20 protein-coding genes are annotated in these 22,230 nt (G+C 57.4%); 11 read left to right on the top strand and 9 right to left on the bottom strand.

Going from position 1 to position 22,230, the window contains the following annotated elements; all coding sequences use genetic code 11:
- The first annotated feature begins 24 nt into the window (after positions 1-24).
- From mtgA to ACR0M2_RS20230, 4 genes are all read left to right on the top strand, one after another.
- Positions 25-759: a monofunctional biosynthetic peptidoglycan transglycosylase gene (gene mtgA, locus ACR0M2_RS20245; RefSeq protein WP_170349483.1), complete on the top strand. Its 735-nt coding sequence runs from the start codon at positions 25-27 to the stop codon at positions 757-759.
- A 58-nt stretch (positions 760-817) separates the two neighbouring features.
- Complete coding sequence (fzlA, locus tag ACR0M2_RS20240; RefSeq protein WP_170349481.1) at positions 818-1,483, top strand: FtsZ-binding protein FzlA; 666 nt, start codon at positions 818-820, stop codon at positions 1,481-1,483.
- Positions 1,484-1,556: 73 nt separating this feature from the next.
- The gene (gene queG / locus ACR0M2_RS20235; RefSeq protein WP_480706832.1) at positions 1,557-2,594 is read left to right on the top strand and encodes a tRNA epoxyqueuosine(34) reductase QueG; all 1,038 of its coding nucleotides are present in this window, start codon (positions 1,557-1,559) and stop codon (positions 2,592-2,594) included.
- Between the two features lie 72 nt (positions 2,595-2,666).
- Positions 2,667-4,670, top strand: coding sequence for a hydantoinase/oxoprolinase family protein (locus tag ACR0M2_RS20230; protein ID WP_480706830.1), 2,004 nt, complete (start codon positions 2,667-2,669; stop codon positions 4,668-4,670).
- A gap of 21 nt (positions 4,671-4,691) precedes the next feature.
- Here the strand turns inward: ACR0M2_RS20230 and msrA are convergent, their stop codons facing one another.
- Both msrA and msrB read right to left on the bottom strand, forming a co-directional pair.
- Positions 4,692-5,201: a peptide-methionine (S)-S-oxide reductase MsrA gene (msrA, locus tag ACR0M2_RS20225; RefSeq protein ID WP_170349476.1), complete on the bottom strand. Its 510-nt coding sequence runs from the start codon at positions 5,199-5,201 to the stop codon at positions 4,692-4,694.
- On the bottom strand, positions 5,198-5,647 hold the full coding sequence (msrB, locus tag ACR0M2_RS20220; RefSeq protein WP_170349474.1) for a peptide-methionine (R)-S-oxide reductase MsrB: 450 nt from the start codon (positions 5,645-5,647) through the stop codon (positions 5,198-5,200). The genes msrA and msrB overlap by 4 nt, the downstream gene beginning before the upstream one ends.
- Positions 5,648-5,765: 118 nt before the next feature.
- Here msrB and ACR0M2_RS20215 point away from each other — a divergent pair, with 118 nt between their 5' ends.
- Positions 5,766-6,311: a glutathione peroxidase gene (locus ACR0M2_RS20215; RefSeq protein WP_480706858.1), complete on the top strand. Its 546-nt coding sequence runs from the start codon at positions 5,766-5,768 to the stop codon at positions 6,309-6,311.
- Here ACR0M2_RS20215 and ACR0M2_RS20210 read toward each other — a convergent pair.
- Positions 6,287-7,174, bottom strand: a complete 888-nt coding sequence (locus ACR0M2_RS20210) for a DMT family transporter (RefSeq protein ID WP_170515191.1) — start codon at positions 7,172-7,174, stop codon at positions 6,287-6,289. The two genes, ACR0M2_RS20215 and ACR0M2_RS20210, sit on opposite strands and share 25 nt — an antisense overlap.
- Before the next feature lie 182 nt (positions 7,175-7,356).
- Here ACR0M2_RS20210 and ACR0M2_RS20205 point away from each other — a divergent pair, with 182 nt between their 5' ends.
- Together ACR0M2_RS20205 and ACR0M2_RS20200 are read left to right on the top strand one after the other, a co-directional pair.
- The gene (locus ACR0M2_RS20205; RefSeq protein WP_170349838.1) at positions 7,357-8,553 is read left to right on the top strand and encodes a BCCT family transporter; all 1,197 of its coding nucleotides are present in this window, start codon (positions 7,357-7,359) and stop codon (positions 8,551-8,553) included.
- Positions 8,554-9,217: 664 nt separating this feature from the next.
- Positions 9,218-9,451 (top strand): hypothetical protein, encoded by a 234-nt coding sequence (locus tag ACR0M2_RS20200; protein WP_480706828.1) that lies wholly within the window; start codon positions 9,218-9,220, stop codon positions 9,449-9,451.
- A gap of 59 nt (positions 9,452-9,510) precedes the next feature.
- Here ACR0M2_RS20200 and ACR0M2_RS20195 read toward each other — a convergent pair whose 3' ends face one another.
- The 4 genes from ACR0M2_RS20195 to ACR0M2_RS20180 all read right to left on the bottom strand — a co-directional run bounded on the left by ACR0M2_RS20195 (position 9,511) and on the right by ACR0M2_RS20180 (position 14,211).
- Positions 9,511-9,798, bottom strand: coding sequence for an HU family DNA-binding protein (locus tag ACR0M2_RS20195; protein ID WP_170349467.1), 288 nt, complete (start codon positions 9,796-9,798; stop codon positions 9,511-9,513).
- A gap of 130 nt (positions 9,799-9,928) precedes the next feature.
- On the bottom strand, positions 9,929-11,392 hold the full coding sequence (locus ACR0M2_RS20190) for an AMP nucleosidase (protein WP_480706826.1): 1,464 nt from the start codon (positions 11,390-11,392) through the stop codon (positions 9,929-9,931).
- Complete coding sequence (gene ade, locus ACR0M2_RS20185; RefSeq protein WP_480706824.1) at positions 11,389-13,191, bottom strand: adenine deaminase; 1,803 nt, start codon at positions 13,189-13,191, stop codon at positions 11,389-11,391. Before ade ends, ACR0M2_RS20190 begins: the two co-directional genes overlap by 4 nt.
- A gap of 144 nt (positions 13,192-13,335) precedes the next feature.
- Positions 13,336-14,211, bottom strand: coding sequence for a LysR family transcriptional regulator (locus ACR0M2_RS20180; RefSeq protein ID WP_170376684.1), 876 nt, complete (start codon positions 14,209-14,211; stop codon positions 13,336-13,338).
- Between the two features lie 116 nt (positions 14,212-14,327).
- On the opposite strand from ACR0M2_RS20180, the gene ACR0M2_RS20175 reads away from it, so the two are divergent.
- Positions 14,328-15,083 (top strand): class II aldolase and adducin N-terminal domain-containing protein, encoded by a 756-nt coding sequence (locus ACR0M2_RS20175; protein WP_170376687.1) that lies wholly within the window; start codon positions 14,328-14,330, stop codon positions 15,081-15,083.
- 11 nt (positions 15,084-15,094) lie between these two features.
- Positions 15,095-16,084 (top strand): sterol desaturase family protein, encoded by a 990-nt coding sequence (locus ACR0M2_RS20170; RefSeq protein WP_480706822.1) that lies wholly within the window; start codon positions 15,095-15,097, stop codon positions 16,082-16,084.
- Between the two features lie 4 nt (positions 16,085-16,088).
- Here ACR0M2_RS20170 and ACR0M2_RS20165 read toward each other — a convergent pair whose 3' ends face one another.
- On the bottom strand, positions 16,089-16,721 hold the full coding sequence (locus ACR0M2_RS20165; protein ID WP_480706820.1) for a class I SAM-dependent DNA methyltransferase: 633 nt from the start codon (positions 16,719-16,721) through the stop codon (positions 16,089-16,091).
- Between the two features lie 90 nt (positions 16,722-16,811).
- On the opposite strand from ACR0M2_RS20165, the gene ACR0M2_RS20160 reads away from it, so the two are divergent.
- Positions 16,812-17,657: an SDR family oxidoreductase gene (locus ACR0M2_RS20160; protein WP_480706818.1), complete on the top strand. Its 846-nt coding sequence runs from the start codon at positions 16,812-16,814 to the stop codon at positions 17,655-17,657.
- Between the two features lie 3 nt (positions 17,658-17,660).
- On the opposite strand, the gene ACR0M2_RS20155 is transcribed toward ACR0M2_RS20160, so the two are convergent.
- The gene (locus ACR0M2_RS20155) at positions 17,661-19,277 is read right to left on the bottom strand and encodes a GMC family oxidoreductase (RefSeq protein WP_480706816.1); all 1,617 of its coding nucleotides are present in this window, start codon (positions 19,275-19,277) and stop codon (positions 17,661-17,663) included.
- A 397-nt stretch (positions 19,278-19,674) separates the two neighbouring features.
- Between ACR0M2_RS20155 and katG the strand changes: the two genes are divergently transcribed.
- Positions 19,675-21,876, top strand: coding sequence for a catalase/peroxidase HPI (katG, locus tag ACR0M2_RS20150; protein WP_480706814.1), 2,202 nt, complete (start codon positions 19,675-19,677; stop codon positions 21,874-21,876).
- Positions 21,877-22,230 lie beyond the last annotated feature (354 nt).

Here is a 22,230-nt window from a genome sequence, read left to right as displayed (position 1 = left end):
CGCCCAACGTCGTATAGCTGTGACATGGCAAAAGCAGCAGTCCGCAAAAAAAGCGGTAAGAAAAAAAAGGCATCCAAAGCCAAAACCCCACTGATGCAACGGCTTCGCCGATGGGTCAGTCGTGGCTTGTTGGCGGCCGTTGTGTTGGTCGTTGCATTGGTCGCTTTGTATTCGGTGGTAAACCCGCCCGTGACACACACGATCTGGTCGGAATGGCGTAGGCTGGGCAAGGTCGAGCGTGACTGGGTCCCGATCGAGGAAATCTCACCCGTCATGGCGCGTGCAGTTGTTGCGGCTGAGGACGCGAATTTCTGCCAACACTGGGGCTTTGACGTTGAGGCAATTCGCGATGCGCTGGAAGATGGCGGATCACGCGGGGCGTCGACCATTACCCAGCAGGTGGTGAAAAACGTATTCTTGTGGCAGGGCCGCAGCTGGGTGCGTAAAGCGCTGGAAACTTCGATCACGCCGGTTGTCGAGATCTTCTGGAGCAAACAGCGTATTCTCGAGGTCTATCTGAACGTCGCTGAAACCGGACAGGGCGTATTTGGGGTCGAAGCGGCGGCTCAAAGCAATTTCAACGTATCCGCTGCCCGGCTGAGTCCGGTTCAGGCGGCCCGGATCGCGGCGATTTTGCCCTCACCCCGCAATCGCTCAGTCACTGATCCGTCAGTGCGGACGCGCAGACGGGCCGCGTCGATCCTGGATGGAGCGGCCACCATCCGCGCAGATGGTCGCGCGGATTGTTTCGAGGATTGAAACTCAACACCCCTCAAGGCTAAAGCTGGGGGGTATACACTGGTTCGATTGGAAGCTCATGGCGCGTTTGTTTCACGTTCCCCTGTCCCCTTATTGCCGCAAGGTTCGTCTGTCTTTGGCGGAAAAGAAGATCGAGGTTGAGCTGGTCGAGGAGAAATACTGGGAGAAAGACCCGGATTTCCTGCGCCGCAACCCTGCCGGAAAGGTGCCGGTGTTGCGACTGGACGGGCAGGTGATGGCGGAAAGCGCGGCGATTTGTGAATATATCGAGGAAACGCGTCCGGAGCCTGCGTTGATGCCGAAAACACCCGAAAGCCGGTACGAAGTGCGGCGTCTGGTGGGGTGGTTCGATGATAAGTTTCACCACGAGGTGACCTCGAAACTTCTGTATGAACGGGTGAACAAGAAAGTCACCGGTGAAGGCTATCCGGACAGCAAGAACGTCAAGGAAGGCGCGCGGGCAATCAAATATCATCTGGACTACATGGCCTGGCTTTTGGATCACCGCCGTTGGCTGGCGGGGGATCAGATGACATTGGCCGATTTTGCCGCTGCTGCGCATTTGTCAGCGCTGGATTATATCTCGGACGTGGACTGGAACAGATCGCAAGCGGTGAAAGACTGGTATGCCAAGATCAAGTCACGCCCCGCGTTTCGGTCGATTCTTGCGGATCAGGTGCCTGGATTCCGACCCCCTGCGCATTACGCCGATCTGGATTTCTGATAGGGTGGAACAAGGGCTGTCTGCCCCTTTTTGGCCCTATAGGCCAATTCACCCCTGAGGATTTTTTAGCCAGATGAAGAGCGGATCGGATCTAAAGGAAAAGTTGGTGGCGCAGGCACTGAGCGAGGGCTTTGTGTCTTGCCGGATCTGTCGACCCTGGGATGTACCGCAGGTGCCGTCACGGCTGGAGGCATTTCTTCAGGCTGAATATCATGGGCAAATGGGATGGATGGCTGAGCGTACCCATTGGCGGGGTGATCCGGCGGCCCTGTGGCCCGAGGCGCGGTCGGTGATCATGCTGGCCGAAAGCTATGCGCCCGAGCATGATCCGACTGATATACTGGATCATCCAGACAGGGCAGCGATTTCCGTTTATGCGCAGAACAAGGATTATCATGATCTGGTCAAGAAACGGTTGAAGCGACTGGCGCGCTGGCTGATTGCCGAAAGCGGCGGAGAAGTTAAGGTTTTTGTTGATACCGCGCCTGTTCCAGAGAAGGCGTTAGGCCATGCCGCAGGGCTGGGTTGGCAGGGGAAACATACCAACCTTGTCAGCCGAGATTGGGGAAATTGGGCCTTTATAGGCTCTGTTTTCACGACATTGGACTTGCCGGTCGACGTGGCCGAAACCGATCATTGTGGAAAATGCCGGGCTTGTTTGGATTCATGTCCAACGGATGCGTTTCCGGCCCCGTATCAGTTGGATGCGCGGCGCTGCATTTCGTATCTGACAATCGAACATAAAGGTCCGATTGAGGAAGACCTGCGTGGCAAGCTGGGCAATCGGATTTACGGTTGCGACGATTGTCTGGCGGCCTGTCCGTGGAACAAATTCGCCGTTGCGGCCAGCGATGTCCGGTACGCCGCACGGGACGATCTGAAAGCGCCACCCCTGGCGGAGCTAGCGGTATTGGACGATGCCGCGTTTCGGGCGAAGTTTTCCGGTTCGCCCATCAAACGGATCGGGCGCGATCGGTTCGTGCGTAATGTTCTGTATGCTATCGGCAATTCGGGAATGGCATCGTTGCGACCGGTGGCGCAAGTATTGGTGGAAGACCCAGACCCAACGGTGGCGGATGCCGCGCGCTGGGCGGTCGAACAACTGGCGTAAGTGCCGCAAACAGGCTGGACGTGTCGGTCCAAACCGCTACACCCATCTGCAGCGAACAAAAAGGAGAACCCGATGGCGCTGGCTTTGGGGGTGGATACGGGTGGAACTTACACCGACGCGGTGCTGATCCGGGATGAGCGTGAGGTGATCGCCTCGGCCAAGTCCCTGACCACGCGAGCTGATCTGGCGATCGGTGTGGGTAAGGCTATTCAGGCGGTTCTGGATGCGGCGCAGGTGGCGCCGGGGCAGATTTCCATGGCGTCCTTGTCGACCACACTGGCCACGAATGCGCTGGTTGAAGGGCAGGGTGGACGGGTTGCGTTAATCTATATCGGGTTCAAGGATGGCGATCTGGATAAGCACGGATTGCGGGATGCGCTGAAGGGCGATCCGGCGCTGGTAATTTCCGGGGGTCACAGCCATGCCGGGGGAGAGACCACGCCGTTGGATGTGACCGCGTTGGTAGCATTTTTAGACTCTCATAAAGGCATATCTGGCTTTGCGGTGGCCTCGCAATTCGCCACCCGCAACCCCGCACATGAGCTGGAGGCCGCACGGATCATCATCGACAGGACCGGCGCACCGGTGACATGCTCACATCATCTGTCAGCCAAGTTGAACGGCCCGAAACGGGCGGTGACGGCGGTATTGAACGCCCGTTTGATCGGGATGATCGACCGATTAATCGGGCGCGCACAGGATCGGTTGCTGGAATTGGGCATCACCGCGCCGATGATGGTTGTGCGTGGAGATGGTGCGTTGATGAGTGCCGAACAGGCAAGAGAACGCCCGATTGAGACCATCCTCAGCGGACCTGCTGCGTCTATCGTCGGAGCCAGTTGGCTGACCGGGGCAGAGAATGCGCTGGTGTCGGATATCGGTGGAACGACCACGGATGTGGCCCTGATCCGCGATGGCAAACCTGCAATTGATCCAGCGGGCGCGCAGGTCGGCGGTTTCCGCACCATGGTTGAAGCCGTGGCGATGCGTACCCATGGTCTGGGTGGTGACAGTCAGATGCATGTGGTGACCGAAGGTTTGGGTGGCGGTGTGTTTTTGGGGCCGCGACGGGTTTTGCCGGTTTCCCTGATTGCATCTGAGGCACCAGATGTTGTCCACGCGGTTTTGGATATGCAATTGCGGTCCACAACGGTGGGCGAACATGATACCCGGTTTGCCCGCCAGGTCCCAGGCATCCACGCCGAAGGCCTGGGCGCGCGGGAAGAGGCGTTGATGGAGCGGTTGGGCAATAATGTCATGCCGCTCAGCGATCTATTGCGCACCCGGATGGAAAACGGTGCCCTGACGCGCCTGGTGGATCGCGGGATCGTTCAGGTCTCTGGCGTGACGCCTTCGGATGCCAGCCATATGTTGGGCCGGCTGGATGCGTGGGATGCGGATGCGGCGCGTAAAGCGTTGGAGATTGTCGCGCGCAAGCGTGTGGGAACCGGCGACATGTTGGCCGCATCACCGGAAAAGCTGGCGCAGATGATCGTGGACCAGTTGACCGAACAGACCGCATTGACCTTGTTAGAGAGTGCTTTTGCTGAAGAGGCCGATGACTTTGGCGTGCCCTCTGCCGATCTTGCCCGTCACGTTCTGACGCAAAAAGGGCTGGCGCGCCATCGTGGACTTTTGGCGCTGGATACAGCGTTGAATGTGGGTGTGGTGGGTCTTGGGGCCTCGGCCCCCAGCTATTACCCAGCGGTTGGGGAACGACTGCACGCCCGCATGATCCTGCCTGAACACGCGGGCGTGGCCAACGCCATCGGTGCTGTGGTCGGACGGCTGACCCTGCGCCGGTCCGGCACGGTGACATCCCCGTCCGAGGGGCGGTTCAGGGTACATCTTGAGGACGGTCCACAGGATTTCACCGAATCTGACAAAGCATTGGACTTGCTTGAGTCGGTGTTACGGGATGAGGCAGAAGGTGCCGTGCGCCAAGCCGGGGCTGCGGATATACGGGTCGTGGTTGACCGGGACATCCGCACTGCCCGTATCGAAGCGCAGGAGGTATTCGTCGAGGCTATGGTCACCGTTGAGGCCAGTGGCAGGCCCCGCGTTGCGTCGGAATAGCCCCGCAGGGGGCTACCCGTATTATTCAGCCGCGTCGCGTTTGGGCAGAACCCACCCCGCGCGCGGGAAGTGGCAAGTGTAACCGTTTGGGATACGTTCCAGGTAATCCTGATGTTCGGGCTCGGCGTCCCAGAAATCACTGACCGGCTCGACCTCGGTCACCACTTTGCCGGGCCACAGACCGCTGGCATTCACATCGGCGATCGTATCCAGCGCCACTTGTTTTTGCTCGTCATCGACAAAATAGATGGCCGAGCGATAGCTCATCCCGCGATCATTGCCCTGACGGTTCGGCGTGGTCGGGTCGTGGATCTGAAAGAAAAACTCCAGCAATTCGCGATAGGTTATCTTGGCTGGATCGAAAAAGATCTCAATTCCTTCGGCATGGGTGCCGTGATTGCGATAGGTGGCATTGGGCACGTCACCGCCAGTATAGCCAACGCGCGTGCGCGACACGCCCGGCAATTTGCGGATCAGGTCTTGCATGCCCCAGAAACAGCCCCCGGCAAGAACGGCGCGTTGTTCGGTCATTTGATGTCCTCCACATGGATCAGGTACTCGCCATAACCTTCGGCCTCCATCTCATCGCGATGAATGAATCGCAAGGCGGCAGAGTTGATACAGTAGCGCAGCCCGCCATGTTCACGCGGGCCGTCCGGGAACACATGCCCCAGATGGCTGTCGCCATGTTTCGAGCGGACTTCCGTGCGGATCATACCATGGGTGGCGTCGTGAAACTCCTCTACATGCTCATGGATGATGGGTTTTGTAAAACTGGGCCATCCGCAACCGGATTCGTATTTGTGGGTCGAGGCGAACAACGGCTCGCCCGAGACGATGTCCACGTAAATACCCGGTTCCTTGTTGCTCAGGTATTTGCCGGTTCCCGGGCGCTCAGTTCCGCTGCGCTGCGTGACGTGAAACTCTTCGGGCGACAATGCCGCGATGGCTTCGGGGGATTTAGTGAATTGGGTCATGGGTCCTCCGGTCATTAAACTTGTGGCATAATCTGGGGGCAGGGGTGCAGAATTCAAAGCCCTATTTCAGTGTCCTCGCGCAGTCGTGCAGGTGATCTGCAATCGGTTTTCGTACGTAATGAGAGCAAAGGGAGGCCATGTAATGATCAGAATGCTTATACTAACGGCTTTGATAATGCTTGGTCGCGCCGTTCAGGCCGCGCCGTTGGGCGGAGAATTCGCGTCAATCGATGGTGGCACCATGTCGATCGCAGATTGGAGGGGACAACCGGTTCTTGTCGTTAACACTGCGTCACACTGCGGATTTACCGGACAATATGAAGCTCTGCAAAAGGTGCATGAGGTTTATTCTAACCGCGGACTTGTGGTTTTGGCCGTGCCGTCAGACTCGTTCAATCAGGAGTTGGGGTCTGCTGAAGAAGTCCGGCAATTCTGCGAGTTGAATTATGGACTAACATTGCCAATGACGGATATCACGCCGGTCAGGGGTTCCGATGCCCATCCATTTTACAAGGAGGTAAAGGTGCAAACCGGGTTTGAGCCTGGTTGGAATTTTAACAAAATATTGCTCGATCCCAACGGGGAAGTCGTCGTTACATATGGTGCAAATGTGAAACCGGACTCACCCAAGCTGCTGCGTCAGGTCGAGGCTTTATTGCCCTGAGCAGGTTGGCGGGAAAGCTGCACTGCTAAAATGCCCAGTGTCGTGATCCCAACCCCGACAGCATCCAGCGGGCCTAACTTTTCGCCCAATAAAATAGCGGCGATGGTAACGCCGAAGACCGGGTTGAGGAAATGGAAGGTCGCCGCGCGGGTGGCTCCGATCCGGTCCAGCAGCAGAACCCAGATTAGCGTGGCCAACAGGCCCGGGAACAAAGTGGTATAGGTGAAAGCCAGCGCCAGGGGCACGGTTGGGTGGATAAAGATCGTCTCGAATATGGGGGCGGCAACAAACAGAACGGCTGAGCCCACAAGCATCTGCAATCCGACTACCATCATGAAATTGCCGCCCGATGTGGCGCCGCGAATGGTCAGTGTGGCAAAAGTCAGCGCCAGCGCCCCGATACAACACAAAGCCACACCAAACAGGTCGAGGCCACCGCCGATACGGGTGCTCATGATCAGGGCGACGCCAGCAAATCCGGCGATCAGACCCAGCACCGCAACCGGGCGCAGCTTTTCACCCAAAAACAACCATCCGGCCAAAGCGACCAGCAACGGCATGGTGGACGCGATTATAGCCGCCACCGAGGCTTCGACTGTCTGCATCGCATAGAAATTCAGACCCAAATAAAGGGCATTCTGGCAAATTCCGAACAGAATTGTAGCGCGCCACTGGGATCGGGTCAGGTGCCAGCTTTGCCCCATGGCTCGTGCGATTGCCACGCCTATCAATCCCGATATCAAGAACCGCAGTGCCAGCGAGAACAGAGGCGACGCATCGGCAACGATGATCCGGGCTGAGGTGAAAGCCGAGGACCAGATAAAAGCAAAAACCAGCCCCATGGCGATGGCGCGCAGATCCATTGAGCATCCCCCAGTCAGAACGCGGCGACTGTTTCCGAATTTCCATCAGGCCGCAAGCGCCCCTTGCCAAAAAACCACACCTTTGGGGCAAGCGTGAAAACTGCGACGTTTTTATTGATTGACCCGCCAATTAAAGATAAATGCGAAAAATCTGGCTGATTATGGGAGGTTTGTCAGTGCTTCTGGAATACATTCTGTCTTTTGGCGTCCTATTGGCTTTGGGCCTGGTCGCTTTCTTCGTAGTGAAATGGTGGAATCTGCGCTGCGTCGGTGTGACGCCTGTTCATCTGTTCACCTTCATCGCGATCCTGTTCACATCCGGTCTGGATGTCGGCCTGATCATGTTCCCGCTGACCGAGTTCGGCGGCTATGCCGAAGATCCAGCCTATGCCTTTGCCAATCCGCTGGCGATCGAGTTCGGCTTCTGGGGTTTTCTGATCTGGGCCTTCTATTTCCTGACCGCGTTCTACTTCTGCGTGATCGAACCGCGGGTCAAGTTCTTTGAGATCCCGCTGGTCAAGCTGATCAACAACGTGGTGATCATCGGCACCTGCGCCTTTACCGCCAGCCTGTTCCTGATCTACCTGCCCGGCTACCTGCCCGAGGTCGGAGACGGCGAATCCGTGGTCACCACCTTCTATGTCATCGTATTTGTGGTCATTCTGGCGGCGGCCTATTCGTCGACCGACCTGAAATACGTGCGTATCCTTTCGGTGGGCTCGACCTTTCTGTTTCTGGCGCTGATCCTTGGCATGTGGGTTGCTGCTGGCATGGGCTTTACCGGTTTTGCGGAAACCAGCAGCAATATCGGGGCCTATTTCGCCAACCTGCACAAATTCGTCCTGCCGCTGACCGACTATCACGCCTTCTACCTGTTCTGGTGGTTTGCGTGGTCGATCATGATTGGCCAGTTCACCTCGCGCTTTGTGGGTGGGTTGAAGACCTGGCAATTGCTGGCGGCGCTGCTGATCTTCCCGTCGATCCCGTTGGCGATCTGGTTCACCGTTCTCTACTACTACCACCTGAACGGCATCAGCACCGCAGGCATCACCAACATCGCGATGGTGATTGTGGGCGTGACCTTCGTGATCAACTCGCTGGACTCGCTTATTAGGCTCTATACCGACAACCTGAACATGACGGTCGAGCGGTTTGGCAAGGCGATTTATGTCGCAGGCAACGTCGTGCTGCTGTTCGTGCTGACCCTGTTGTTCCAGAGCCAGTGGTTGCAGATCCAGTGGATCGGAGCGGTGGTCGTCGGCCTGTATCTGGCCTGCGTGGTCTATATCCTGATCGCCAAGCGCAAAGAGGTACTGAGCATCGACTCGATGCCCGAAGACCGCGATCTGGATTTCCACAAGGTTGAGACGGTTCACTGATCAACTTTGGCGATTAACCAAACAACGGGCGCCAAGGCGCCCGTTGTTTCCATCGGAAAAGCAGGCAGTTTTCGCAGCTTTGCAGAGTAAGATTATGGCTTTGCGTCGGCTTGTGAAATCAATTGTGTATGCGTAGCTTAAGATTATGAAAAGAATAATTCTTTTACTGCTATTCTCATTGCTTGCTTTTGCTTATCAGTCTTATCGATTGGCGGCTCTTGAGAGCCTGAGCGGTCGACAAACTTCCTAAATTCGTTTGATTGATGAAACCGCGAAAGTTGGCTGTTTGAAGAAGCACGCTTTCGTCTCGGTTTTAAAATCAAAAAACTTGCACCACTGGGTTATTGACGCCGAAAGTTCTTTAGTAAGTAGTGAAAAGCTTCCAGATGAAACAGCTTTGATAGAAGTCTTATTGAGGCCAAATCCCTTCCTTGCGCCTCCAGTTTTCACGAGGTTTTATTTTGACGAGGCGGATTGCTGGTTGCCAATTTAAGTTTTTAAACAGGGTTTTGATCTTTGGGCCGAAAGAACTCATCGCAATCGAAATTGCTTCTAGTCGCTAGGAGCAAAAAAAAGCGCCCAAAATATCGGAAAGAAACAACGCGTAAGAGTTGTTGAAGAGCTATGAAGCCCTACCTCGTCTGTAAGGGTGATAGGAAACTTCATGCTGGAAGAAAAACGCAAAGATCTGGACACGGAAAAACAGAAGAAGCTGCTGTTTAGGCTTGTGGATGAACTCAGCCGGTCTTCGCCGGATTTGTACTATCGCTCGACCAGTGAAATTGCCGCGTATCTCGAGGCATACATTCGCAAAGGGGCAAAACTGTCTGCTGATGACAGGGCTTTGATGATCCGCCTCAACCGCCGCGATTTGGAAGTGCTGCTAAGCCTGCACTGAGGCAAAGAAAAAGGGCCCCCAAACGGCGGCCCTCAATCGCTTGTCCGTATAGACTGGGATCAGCCGTTCACGCTGTCTTTCAGAGCCTTCGCGATGGTCATCTTGACCACCTTGTCGGCCTCTTTCTTGAACTGCTCGCCGGTGGCGGGGTTGCGCACCATGCGCTCGGGGCGCTCGCGGCAGTAGATTTTGCCAACACCGGGCAGGGTTACCGCACCACCAGCCGACACTTCGCGGGTGATCAGGCCGGTCACGGCCTCCAGCGCTGCGTTTGCAGCTTTCTTGTCGGTTCCCATTTCCTCAGCGAGAGCAGCAACCAGCTGAGTCTTTGTCATAGGCTTTGCCATTTCTTGGTCTCCTTAACGTGCCCGATAAATAGGGCCTCACCGCGTAACTGTAACGGGATATTGTGGGCGAACACAACGAATAGTAGCGTCGAAAACCCTAAAAATAGGGGGATTTCGTTGCTTTTTTGCTTCAGAGAAAGGCCGTTTCGTCAAATGAACGCAATTTCCGGCTGTGCAGACGCTCTAACGGCATGCCGCGCAGGTGTTCCATCGCACGGATTCCGATCGCCAGATGGCGGCTGACCTGAGTGGTATAGAACGCTGACGCCATGCCGGGAAGCTTTAATTCACCATGCAGCGGTTTGTCGGACACACACAGCAATGTGCCGTATGGAACCCGGAACCGATAGCCATTGGCGGCGATGGTGGCGCTTTCCATATCCAGCGCAATCGCGCGGGATTGGCTGAGGCGTTGGACTGGGCCGGACTGATCGCGCAGTTCCCAGTTGCGGTTGTCGACCGAGGCGACGGTACCTGTCCGCATGATCCGCTTGAGTTCATAGCCTTCCAGTTCGGTGACTTCGGCCACGGCGCGTTCCAACGCGACCTGAACCTCGGCCAGGGGCGGGATCGGCACCCAGACGGGCAGGTCGTCGTCCAGTACCTTGTCTTCGCGTAGATAGGCATGGGCCAGCACGAAATCCCCCAATGCCTGGGTGTTCCGTAACCCGGCGCAATGACCCACCATCAACCAGGCATGCGGGCGCAGGACGGCAATATGGTCGGTGGCTGTTTTGGCGTTCGACGGCCCCACCCCGATATTGACCAGAGTAATCCCGGACCCATCCTCGCGTTTGAGGTGATAGGTCGGCATTTGCGGCAGTTTCAGGGGTTGGTCCAATGTGCCATCTGGCGAGGTGATCTCGACATTTCCGGTTGAAACAAAGCTGGTATAGCCGCTTTCCGGATCGGCCAGCTGTGATCGGGCATAGTTTTCGAATTCGGACACATAGAACTGGTAGTTGGTGAACAACACGTGGTTCTGGAAATGACTGGGATCGGTCGCCGTATAATGCGCCAGCCGTGCCAGCGAATAATCCACCCGTTGCGCGGTGAACAAGGCCAGCGGGCCGTGATCTCCTTCGTGATCATGAACCCCGTTAACGATGTCATCATTGGTGGTGGTCAGGTCAGGCACGTCGAACACATCGCGCAGCGTAAACCCGGCCGCACCTTGATGCGGGACGACAAGATCAGGGTTGTTGGCAACAGCGAAATGCACCGGGATCGGCGTGTCTGAGGCACCGATGGACACAGGTTGGCCGTGGTTGCGGATCAAAAGTGCGATCTGCTGCGTCAGGTAGGACCGGAACAAATCGGGCCGTGTCACCGTGGTTGCATGGGTGCCGGGTTCAGAGACATGACCAAAACTAAGCCGGCTGTCGACCTGAGCATAGGTCGCCGTTTTGATGCGAATTTCCGGGTAATAGGCTCTGAATCGTTCGGGCGGTGCCTCCCCTTCTATTGCCTTTGCAAAGCTGTCGCATAGGAATTGGGTCGCCTGATCGTAAATCTGTTCCAGACGAGCCACCGCCGCCGCGGGGTCGGTGAACTTCTCGGGTGTAGGAACGTCGGGTGTTCTGATTATTGTCATGCAAGGGGTTCCAAAAGGTCGATCTTTTCAAAGGTCCGCACATCCACCAGCCCAAGGTCTGAAATCCTCAATTCGGGAATCACGACTAGGGCCAGCAGCGAGTGCTGCATATACGCGTTGTTCAACTGGCAGCCGCAGGCCTGCATCGCCGCGACCATCTGTTCTGCTTTCGCCGCCACTTCAGTCGCTGGGCTATCCGACATCAGGCCTGCTATGGGCAGTTCCACCAGTGCCAGTTCCGCGCCATCGCGGAATATAGTGATGCCGCCCCCCACCTCGGCCAAACGGTTTGCTGCCAGTGCCATCTGGTCACGGTCGGTGCCGACAACGATCATGTGGTGACTGTCATGCGCCACAGTCGAAGCCATCGCCATTTTGCCTTGATATCCAAAGCCCGAGACAAAGGCATTTGTCACCCCCCCGGTGGCGCGGTGGCGCTCGACCAGCGCGATCTGGCAAACCTCGCCTTCGCCTTCGACCAACCCGCCGATGATTGGCAGTTCGCATTTCAGCGCCTTTGTGGGGGCCTGATTTTCCACAACGCCAATCACATTGGCCTGCACACGATTGGCACCTGCGGGGGCATTGATTTCGAAATCCGCACCGGTCAGTGCGTGCCCCAAATGTACGGTGTCGCGCGCAGTACCCGGCCAGTTCAGGTGCGGGCAATCTACTGAAATTGCGCCCTTTTCGGCGGCAATCTGACCGCGGGCAATGACCATCTCGATGGGCAGCTCCGTCAGGTCCGAGCTGAGAATAATATCCGCTCGCCGTCCTGGAGTGATCGAACCGATCTCACGCTCCAACCCGAAATGGGTGGCCGTGTTGATCGTTGCCATCTGCAAAGCCACCAGCGGATCGCAACCACAAGCAATTGCATGGCGCACAACCCGATTCATGTGTCCGTCATTGACCAGGGTGCCGGAATGACAATCATCGGTACACAGGATGAAATTGCGCGGGTCCAATCCTTTATCGGTGACCGCTGTGATCTGGCTTTCCACATCAAACCAAGCCGAGCCCAGCCGCATCATCGACCGCATGCCCTGCCGCACGCGGGCAATGGCATCGGCCTCGCAGGTGCCTTCGTGATCATCCGCTGGTCCGCCGGCCACATATGCTGCAAAATCAGGCCCTAAATCAGGCGAAGCGTAATGCCCACCGACTGTTTTCCCGGCTCGCTGAGTCGCCGCGATTTCAGCCAGCATCTTTGGATTGCCGTGAATAACACCGGGGAAATTCATCATCTCGCCCAGCCCGATGATGCCCGGCCAGTTCATGGCCTCTGCCACATCCTCAGCCGTAATCTCATAACCTGTGGTCTCAAGCCCCGGTGCCGACGGCGCACATGACGGCATCTGCGTGAAGATGTTCACCGGCTGCATCAGCGCCTCATCATGCATCATGCGCACGCCGTCCAGCCCCAGCACATTCGCAATCTCATGCGGGTCGGTGAACATCGAGGTGGTGCCATGCGGAATCACCGCACGGGCAAACTCAGCCGGGGTCAACATCCCCGATTCGATATGCATATGGGCGTCGCACAGTCCCGGCAGCATATAGCGACCATGTGCTTCGATGATCTGCGTGTCGGGGCCAATGCAATGGGACGCGTCGGGCCCAACATGCGCGATGCGCCCGGCGGCAATGGCAATGTCGTGATCGGGTAGGGTTTCGCGGCTATGTACATTCACCCAAGTGCCGCCGCGAATGACCAAATCTGCGGCCTCCCGTCCCGCGGCAACGGCAATCAGTTTAGGGGCGACATCGGGCCAGCTTGGGAAAGGTGTGTATTCCATGGCTCAACTTTCCTGAATGCAGAGAAAGGTTCAACCCCCACCGTACAGCTGTCATGAAACCGTCACGCAGCGCGTCAGCGCTGCCGGACCCAACCAGAGGAAGTGCCGCACAGCGGCAGTGACGATGGGCGGGAGTACCCCTTATCAAGGCTGCGCGTCTGCCTCCATCTCGCGGCGCAACCAATCTGCAAAAGCCAGCGCCCCCGGGGTTCCTTCGGCTTGGGGTGACAATAACAGGTAATAGGCTTCGGACATTGGAGCGCGATGGGCAAAGGGAGCCACAAGCCGCCCCTGTTCGATCAAGCCGCGTGCAATAGTGTCGTGGGCCAGGCATAGCCCCCCGCCTGCCATCGCGACGGACAGGCTGACCAAATAGGTTGTCGAGTAAGTGATGGGCGGATTTCCCCAAATTAGAGCCTGTTCTTCGGCCCAATTTGCCCAGTTTGACAGCAGATTCGAACAATCGAACAACGGCTGTAGTTGCAGCGTGTCCAGCATCACTTCATAGCCTGGCGCACAGACTGGGTAATAATGATCGGTCCGCAGCAATTCCGTTCGCACCGTATCGGATGGGCGCAGAGAAAATCGGATTTCCACGGCGGCCCCTTCGGCCATCTCCCGCGGCTCCCATAATTCGGTAAAAATGTTCAGTTGGACTTCTGGGTGTGCCTCGCGGAATCGCGGCAGGCGTGGGGCCAGCCAATTGACGGCAAACGTGATGTTGCTTTGCACCTGAACTGCGTTTTGCTGCGCGCCTGTGACGGCTTGCGTGCCGCGCACCAGCGTTCGAAACGCCTCGCGCACCACCGGCAGATAGGTGATGCCGGCCTCGGTCAGTTCCAGCGCGCGCGGGCGGCGCAGGAACAGGGGCTGGCCCAGATATCCCTCCAACGATTTGATCTGCTGGCTGACCGCGCTTTGGGTCATGTTCAGGTCGCGGGCAGCGCCGGTGAAGGATAAGTGGCGCGCAGCGGCTTCAAATGTGCGTAACCACCCCAGCGGAGGAAGCTGTTTCTGCATTCGCATAATCCTGCCATTAGCTCAACTTATGAATTAGGTCTGTTTTTTTCGTTGGTCAATTTTTTAAAGCGCAGGCAGGCTTTTCAGCAGCCCCAACCACCCTATCGGAGCCCGCAATGACCGTCACAAACCTGCGCCCCAATATCGACCACTGGGAGGACCGTGTAGATCTTGCCGCCACCTTTCGTTGGACAGAACGTCTGAACATGCATGAAGGCGTCGCCAATCATTTCAGTCTGGCAGTGAATGAAGATGGCACGCAGTTTCTGATGAATGCCAATCAGATGCATTTTGCCCGTATCAAGGCCTCGAATCTGTTGCTGCTGGATGCCAATGACCCGGACGTCATGTCCCAGCCCGGTGCGCCTGACCCAACCGCGTGGGGATTGCATGGCTCGATCCACCGCCATTGCCCGCATGCACGCTGTGTTATGCATGTGCATTCGATCTTTGCCACCGTTCTGGCCTCGCTGGCCGACAGTCGCCTGCCGCCGATCGATCAGAATACGGCCACCTTTTACAATCGCTATGTGGTGGATAACGAATTTGGTGGTCTGGCCTTTGAAAGTGAAGGTGAGCGCTGCGCGTCAATGCTGTCGGATCCGCAGAAGAAGGTCATGATCATGGGCAACCATGGCGTGTTGGTGATCGGAAGCGATCCCGCGGATGCGTTCAACCGGTTGTACTATTTCGAACGCGCGGCCGAAACGTATATCCGTGCGCTGCAAACCGGCCAGCCGTTGCGCGTGTTGTCGGATGAGATTGCCGAAAAGACGGCACAGGAACTGGACGAGTATCCCGACCAGGCCGATGCGCATCTGCGTGAAATCAAGGCTCTGCTGGATGCCGATGGCTCAGACTACGCCTCATAAAGGGTAATGCTATGACTGATTCCACTCAGGACCCCGAAGCCGCCCGCTGGAATTACCACCCCGAGGGGCCAGTGGGATTGAACCCGTTGTTCAACTGGCCCCCGCGCCCCGCTGCCGTGCTGAAATGGTACAGCGGTGCCTGGTTGCAGATCACGTCGCTGACGCTGTGCTTGGTGCTGGCGGTGACAGCCTATGCGCTCTTTTTCCCAGGGTTAGAGACGATGAAGAGCTTCGCACCCGGCTGGATGTTCCGCATTTGGCTGCTGAACATGGTGCCTCAGATTCTAATTGCGGGTGGTCTGCACTGGTGGCTGTACATGCGCAAAGGGCAGGGCATGTACAAGAAGTTTGATCGCCGCGACCTGACCCGCAGCAACGGCACGTTCACCTTTCGCAACCAGGTTTGGGACAATATCTGGTGGACGCTGGGCAGCGCGATGACAGTCGCGACAGTGTATCAGTGGATCATCTACTGGGCGATGGCGAACGGCTATGTGCCCACCGTAACTTGGGCCAGCGCGCCGGTCTGGTGCGTGGTTTGGCTGGCATTCATCCCGATGTGGTCGGGATTGCATTTTTACTGGGTGCATCGGCTGGAACATCACCCCAAGCTGTATAAACACGTGCATGCCGTGCATCACCGCAACGTAAATACGGGGCCGTGGTCAGGCATTTCAAACCATTGGTTCGAAAACATCCTGTACTTCACCACCTACTTCATCCACTTGATCGTGCCCTCGCATCCGCTGCACCTGCTGTTCCATGCCTATTTCCAACAGGTCAGCCCGGTCCTGTCGCATTCCGGATTTGAAAAGGTGCGTGCCCGGGAAACCGATGCCGCCCGCGCAGGGGACTTCTTCCACCAGCTGCATCATCGGTATTTCGAGTGCAACTACGGCACCTCTGAGATTCCGTTCGACAAGTGGTTTGGCACCTATCACGACGGCTCGGCCGAGGCGACGACGCGGACGCGCGCTTTCAAAAAGCAGATGTATACCTGAAAGGTCAGCTCCGCTCGAACAAGGCGATCAGAGCGGTATCATTCTTGTTGGGGCCTGCGGCGAGGTCCCCATAGATGCGCACCTCGGGCAGGGTCAGGTTTCGAATCTGGCCCTGCGCCATTTTATGCAAGGTTTCGGCAAAGCCCATTTTTTCATAGTGTTTTGCGTTGATCGACAGGGCGAACTGTGCGCCGGGGCGGGCGATGCGCAGCAGGGCGAGCAGGGCCTCGGGTCCCAGATGGCCGTGGGTGAAAGTGCCCGAGGATACGATGCCCGCATAGCTGTCGCGCGGGACCGGGATACCCTGGTTCAGATCGGCCTCAATCGCGTCGCGGTAGATATCCTTGCGCATGGCCTGATCCAGCATTTCGGCGCTGATGTCCGTGGCATCAATTGGCCCGACGCCCAGACCGGCCAGAACCGCACCGCACAATCCTGTGCCTGCGCCCACATCCAGAACCGGGCCTTGCCCACCCGCGCTCACAAAGGCACGGGCCGTGTGGATGTGCAGTTGATAGTCTTCAAGTGCTGCAAAGGAATCGTCATAGTCCCCGGCCCACTCGGCATAGAGCCGTTTGTGTTCTTCCGGTGAGTCCAGGGCATAGGCAGCGTGCAGATTGGGCGTTTTGTCACTCATACTCAAAAGAAAGGCGCATTGAGGGATTCGAATCAAGTATTCCGGCGCAATTGCTTGCATCCGCCGGGATTGCGGATCATCTAAGGCGCCATGACAGGAACTCTTTTTTCGTTCGGCCACGGATATTCGGCGCAAGCCTTGTCCCAGCTACTGAATCCACAAGGCTGGCGCATCTGCGGCACCACACGCGACCCGGCCCAATCCCCCGCTATTCGCGCATCCGGAGCAGACCCGCTGGTCTGGCCAGGGCAGGTGCCGAATCTGGACGGGGTGACGCATTTGCTGATTTCGACGGCGCCGAAAGCGGACGGAGACCCGGTGCTGGCTGCCCTGCAAGATGAGATTTCTGCGCGGGCTGCGCAGTTTGAATGGGTGGGATACCTGTCGACGACCGCAGTCTATGGCGATCATCAAGGCGCATGGGTGGATGAAACTACCCCGCCTGCGCCCACGGCTGAGCGTGGCAGATGGCGGGTGAAGGCTGAACAGCAGTGGATGAGCATCCCTGATCTGCCCACACATATTTTCCGGCTGGCGGGCATCTATGGTCCCGGTCGCGGTCCGTTTTCCAAGCTCAAGCGGGCGGGGATGCGGCGTATTATCAAGCCCGGTCAGGTGTTTTCGCGCATTCACGTCGCGGATATCGCACAGGTTCTGGCCGCCTCGATGGCCGCGCCCAACCCTGGTGCCATATATAACGTCTGCGATGATGAGCCGGTGCCACCGCAGGACGTGATTGCCTATGCCGCTGAACTGCAGGGCCTGCCCTTACCGCCAGAGGTGCCGTTCGACGAGGCTGATCTGACCCCCATGGCCCGCAGTTTCTATAACGAGAATAAGCGGGTCAGGAATGACCGGATCAAGGACGAACTGGGTGTACGTCTGCTTTATCCTGATTACCGCACCGGGCTTGAGGCCCTGATGAAAGACACCTGACGCTCAGCCAGCAGCCTTGATCAGTTCAGCGGCCTTTTCGGCAATCATGATGGTGGGCGCATTGGTGTTACCGGACACCAGTGTCGGCATAACCGAGGCGTCGATCACGCGCAGCGCATCGATACCGCGTACGCGCAATTCCGGGTCGACCACGGCCATGTCATCCAAACCCATTTTGCAGGTCCCGACCGGGTGATAGATCGTGTCGGCGCGATCGCGGATGTGGTTTTCCCAATCGGCATCGGTTTGCGCGGTTTCGGTTCCGAACATTTCCTTGTGCCGATACTTCTCCAGCGCCGGGGCCTGAATGATGTCACGCGTCATCCGCGCGCCCTTGATCAGCGTTTCCAGATCACGGTCGTCAGACAGGAACGCTGGATCAATGGCAGGGGCGGCGAATGGGTCGGCGCTGTGCAGCCCCACCGTGCCCCGGCTTTCGGGACGCAATTTGCAGACGTGACAAGTAAAGCCGTGACCGAAATGCAGTTTGCGGGCGTGATCGTCGACCAAGGCAATAGTGAAATGCATCTGAATATCAGGCCGATCCAGATCAGGCGATGTTTTCAGAAAAGCCGCCCCTTCGGCAAACGGCGTGGCCGCCATTGAAACGCCGGTCTTGCGCCAACGAAGCAGGTGCCGCAGCAGGTTTACCGATGCGGTCGCCCCGATCCCGAAATTGTCAGTGTCTTTTGTTTTGTAGGACAGAATGAAATCTAGGTGATCCTGCAGGTTCTGGCCAACGCCGGGCAGGTTATGGCGCACCGTGATGCCGTGTCGGGCAAGGTCCGCGCCATCCCCAATTCCTGACAGTTGCAGCAATTGCGGAGATTTGAGCGCACCGGCACAAATCAGCACTTCTCGTCTGGCCGTAACCGCGATGTCGGGCCCTTTGCCTTTTTTCTTGTAGATCACGCCGCTCGCGCGCTTGCCGTCGAATGTCAGCTCTTTTGCCACTGCATGAGTGATGACTTTCAGGTTCGGGCGGTCCATCACCGGAAAGACATAGGCCGCAGCTGCTGAACAACGCTCTCCATTTCGGGCCGGGTCGTGAAATTGGGTCACTTGGTACAGGCCGACCCCCTCATTGTCGCCACGGTTAAAGTCATGCGTGCGGCGGTGCTGCATTTGTTCAGCTGCACGGATGAAATCATGGGTGATCGGGCGCGGCTCTTTTTGGTGTGAAACCTGAACCGGACCGCTGCCACCATGCAGATCATCGGCTCCGTCCTCATTATTCTCGGACCGTTTGAAATAGGGTAGCACGCTCTCCCAATCCCAGCCGGTGCAGCCCAGATCGGACCAGCCGTCATAGTCCTGACGCTGCCCCCGTATATAAAGCATCGCATTGATGGCACTGGACCCACCCAGTGCCTTGCCGCGCGGCTGATATCCCCGGCGTCCGTTCAGACCCGGCTGCGGCACGGTCCCGAACGCCCAGTTGTTGATCTTTGGCCGCCCGGGCAGGGCAGCGACCACGGCCGAGGGCATACGGACCAGAATACTGTCGCCACGACCGCCGGCCTCAAGCAGGCAAACGCGGGTGTTTGGCTCGGCGCTGAGGCGATTGGCCAGTACCGATCCCGCGGACCCGCCGCCAACGATGACGTAGTCGAATTCCATCTTGACTCCCTCAGTGCCGGATCGGGCATGGCTATGCCTGTAACCTTCCGTGGGTCGGACTGTGGCGCAGCGGTCGAAAAAAACAATTGGCGCTATTGGGATGTGACCCAAGGTCATTTAGTGCTGCTGCCGGTGAACGGGTCGTAACGCGGTGAATTATGAAAAAACCATAATCATTTCCTATCGCATTCATCATTAAACAAAACTTTTATGCATGATTTTGATTTGCTACTTCTGGTGGTGACAAGACCAAAGAGTCGCCGATCCCCCCGAGCGAAAAACGCGTGCCCTTGGGCGCGCGTTAAGGGCGGGTAAAGGTGTCATCTGCATGAGTTCTTGATCGACCAAGTTTGAACCGTGCGAACCTGCCGGAAATTAGCCAGGAATGGAGATCGATATGGATGGAAGTGATAACCCCAAAACGGGCGGATGCCCGGTGATGCATGGCGCCGGAACCCGGTCAAACCGGGATTGGTGGCCCAACCAACTGAACCTGTCGATCCTACACCAGCATGCGCCCGCGTCGAACCCGCTTGGGGGCGATTTTAATTACGCGGAAGAGTTCAAGAAGCTGGACATGAAGGCGCTGAAGGAAGACCTGTACGCGCTGATGACGGATTCTCAGGATTGGTGGCCGGCAGATTACGGTCATTACGGTGGACTGTTCATCCGGATGGCTTGGCACAGCGCCGGAACGTACCGGACCGCAGATGGCCGTGGTGGCGCGTCGACCGGCAACCAACGCTTTGCGCCGCTGAACAGCTGGCCGGACAACGGCAACCTGGACAAGGCGCGCCGTCTGTTGTGGCCAATCAAACAGAAATACGGCAATCAGATTTCCTGGGCAGATCTGATTATTTTGGCCGGTAACTGCGCCATCGAATCCATGGGTGGCAAGACCTTTGGCTTTGCCGGTGGCCGCGAAGACATCTGGGCACCCGAAGAAGACATCTATTGGGGTACGGAAACGGAATGGCTTGCTCCGACAGACAATCCTCACAGCCGCTATTCAGGCGAGCGTGATCTGGAAAACCCGCTGGCCGCCGTGCAGATGGGCCTGATCTATGTGAACCCTGAAGGCCCCGACGGGCAGCCTGATGCGTTGGCCTCTGGTCGTGACATCCGCGACACGTTTGGTCGGATGGCAATGAATGACGAAGAGACAGTCGCATTGGTCGCGGGTGGTCACACCTTTGGCAAGGCACACGGCGCAGGTGATCCCGATCTGGTTGGTCCGGAACCCGAGGCTGCGCCGATCGAGGAAATGGGCCTTGGCTGGATAAACAAGTTCGGTTCGGGCAAAGGCGACGACACCACCACCAGCGGGATCGAAGGGGCGTGGACCGCGAACCCGATCCAATGGGACAATGGCTATTTCGACCTGCTGTTCGGCTATGACTGGAACCTGACCAAAAGCCCCTCGGGCGCCTGGATCTGGGAACCGGTCGGCGTGAAAGAAGAAGATATGGCCCCTGCGGCGCATGATCCGTCGAAAAAGGTCAAGACAATGATGACCACGGCGGACATGGCGATGCGAATGGACCCGATCTATGGCCCGATCTCAAAGCGGTTCCACGAGAACCCGGAAGAGTTCGCGGACGCCTTTGCCCGTGCCTGGTTCAAGCTGACCCACCGCGATATGGGCCCGCGCTCGAACTATATCGGTGATGAGGCCCCGACCGAAGAGTTGTTGTGGCAGGACAATGTACCGGCCGTGGATCACGATCTGATCGACGACATGGATGCGGCTGACCTGAAGAGCAAGATTCTGGCAACCGGCCTGTCGGTCTCTGAACTGGTGTCGACTGCCTGGGCTTCGGCCTCGACATTCCGCGGGTCGGACAAGCGCGGCGGAGCCAATGGCGCCCGCATCCGTCTTTCGCCGCAGAAAGACTGGGACGTGAACGAACCAATGAAGCTGTCCAAGGCGCTGGATGCGTTGGAAGGCGTTCAGAAAGCGTTTAACGATGCGCAGTCGGGCAACAAACGGGTCTCATTGGCCGATGTGATCGTTCTGGGCGGCGCAGCCGGTATTGAACAGGCCGCCAAAGCGGCGGGTCATGAGGTTCAGGTTCCGTTCGCCCCGGGCCGCACCGATGCGACGCAGGATCAGACAGATATCGAGTCGTTCTCGGTGATGGAGCCAATTGCAGACGGCTTCCGGAACTATCAAAAGTCCGACTACAGCGTATCGCCCGAAGAGCTATTGATCGACCGGGCGCAGCTACTGGCTCTGTCAGCCCCGGAAATGACGGCGCTGGTTGGCGGGCTTCGGGTAATGGGCGCAACGTTCGGCGACACAACACATGGTGTGTTCACTGACAACGTCGGCACGCTCAGCACCGATTTCTTTACCAACCTGCTGGACATGGGTACTGAGTGGGAGCCTGCGGGCAACGGCGTCTATGAAGGCCGCGACCGCGCCAGCGGGGCGGTCAAGTGGACCGGTACGCGTGTTGATCTGGTCTTTGGGTCGAACTCGCAACTGCGGGCGCTGGCCGAGATCTACGGTCAGGCTGATGCCGGGGGCAAATTCGTCTGCGACTTTGTTTCGGCCTGGAACAAGGTGATGAACGCGGATCGCTTCGATCTGTCATAAACACGCGACTAACGTAATGATTGCGCCGTCCGAAGAGACTCGGGCGGCGTTTTCTTTGGCCCAGCCCCGGGCGCATACCAAGCATTGGGTACGATTCCGCCCATAGACCAACCCTTCCCCCAATTTCAGTGGCCTGTAAGCGGGTTGTTCCCACGAATTGTTAAGTTAACTTATTGATTTCATTAAGGTGGGTAAGTTTCTGCGGGGAAAACCGAAGTTTTTTCAAAATGGGGGTTGCAGGTCCCAGACCTAATCCGTAAATACCCCTTCACCGGCGCTGCTGAGGCGGTGTTGGGACGCTGGAGACGGCGGAGACGCTCAGGAGAGACTGGGGGCATCTTGAGGGATTTGTTA

This window comes from Ruegeria sp. BE10 (assembly GCF_056538905.1).
Note: the sequence above shows the minus strand (reverse complement) of the source record. Positions and strands in the feature narration are given on the sequence as shown.